The organism is Pseudomonas sp. E45-MNA-CIBAN-0222 (genome assembly GCF_040310405.1).
GTDB lineage: Bacteria > Pseudomonadota > Gammaproteobacteria > Pseudomonadales > Pseudomonadaceae > Stutzerimonas > Stutzerimonas stutzeri_AC.
Map to the genome: position 1 here is coordinate 1 of NZ_JBEOPU010000044.1, position 1,637 is coordinate 1,637.

The 1,637-nt window shown below is 57.5% G+C and carries 1 protein-coding gene; it reads right to left on the reverse strand.

Going from position 1 to position 1,637, the window contains the following annotated elements; genetic code table 11:
• Positions 1-241: 241 nt before the first annotated feature.
• A complete protein-coding gene (locus AAEZ08_RS22695; protein ID WP_004423958.1) occupies positions 242-1,513 on the reverse strand; it encodes an IS4-like element ISPa1635 family transposase in 1,272 nt (423 codons plus the stop codon).
• Positions 1,514-1,637: the final 124 nt, after the last annotated feature.

The window sequence follows — 1,637 nt, forward strand, 5'->3', positions numbered from 1 at the left end:
CCAATGTCATCAACCTAAGCTGCAGCCCTGCCCAAGGCAAGCCCCCCGAAGCAGCCAGCCGCCATGGCCGTCGGGCGATGACCAGGCCTCTGCCGCTCAATCAGGCGGTCTAGCTGGGCTGGCGGTGATGTGATCATCGTCTGTTCCGGCTGTCTAGGCGAGATTTCTCGTTCTCCGGACGAGCCTATGCCGACCGCTTGTGGCCAGCTTTTTTGCACGGAGGTTGGGCGGTGGTGTTTCTTCAGCGCGTCGGTTTGTAGCCCTCACAACCTCGGCTGGCTGCGCGTTTGCGTTGGCGCGCAAAGCTACGGCCTGAGCGTACGGCACTGAGGCTTTTAGCCATCAAGGCCAGCACATTGCTCAGCCCCTGAGCACAGTGCCGCACCAGCAGCTCGACCAGGGTATTTTTGAGCCGTGACACGCCTTGGGTGAAGTTGACTTTCCATCGCAGCTTGCGACCTTTGTGGCGCTGTTCGATGACCGGCTGTAGCAGGTGCTGCATCAACAGCGCCAGGTTCTTCAACAGTTGAGCGGCATGAAAGTCCTGCTTTACAGCGGTCACGCTGCGGCCGCTGAAGTTGTCCAGCGTCAGGGTTTGTTTGAGGCGACGGAAATCGGTTTCGATGCCCCAGCGGCGGTGGTAAAGCTCGGCAAACACCTCAGCGGGAAAGGCTTCTCGATCCAGCAGCGAGGTCAGCAATACTTCGCTTTCGCCGTTGGCCAACTCGACCCGGATCAGTCTCAGCTCGATCTGGCTGGCAGGATCAACGCCAGCCTCGGAGCAGAACAGACGTGCTTCAGGATGGTTGGCCACGAAAAGCTGTGTGTCTTCAACTTGGCCAGAGTGTAGAAACGCTTTGACCTGGGCGTTATAGCCACAGGGCAGGCGCATCAGAAAGTGCCGCTGTTGCTGCGCGAACAGCGCGAATAACCAGTGCCCAGGGTAACCACGGTCAAACAGCGTCAGGCTGTCAGCCGGCAGGTGCTCAAGGTGCAGATGGGCACAGTCGCGCTCGCCGACGGTCAGGGGCACGATCAGGCTATGCAAGGTTTGACCGTCAGCGACTTCGTAGAGTGTGGACAAGCGAGCCATGGGAAAGCCAGAGTGACTGCCAAAGAAGGTCGCCATGGTCGACTCCAGGGGTAAATGCACGGTCGAGCCATCCACCGCGAGCACCCTCAGCCCACGCCACTTCTGACGCAGCCCGAAGCAGTCAATTTGTTGCTGCAGGAGGCGATTGAGACTTTCAAATACCTCGGGGTTGAGCTTTTTGCGCGCTTTGCAGAAGGCCTGCGCAGTGACCATTTGCGTCTCAGTCGACGCCTGATTGAGTACGCGATAGAACTGATCGAGTTCGGTTTGCAGGGCCGTGCGCGGCTGATTGAGCAGGAACAGGACGAGGTTCTTGAAGGTGAGCTGGCGTCGGCGGGTAAAGTCTTGAGGATTCTGGCGGTGGGCGGCGATGAAGGCGGGACAATCGAGCGGACTGGTTATTTTTTGTACAATTTTCAAACCAGGGCTTGGCTGGCGGTGTCAAGCGATGCGGTATAGGTAGTCAAAAGGGCTTCTCCCATGCACTGATTTGAGCGCTAATTATATGATATTTATGGATAATTTCCAAAGTTGATGACATTGG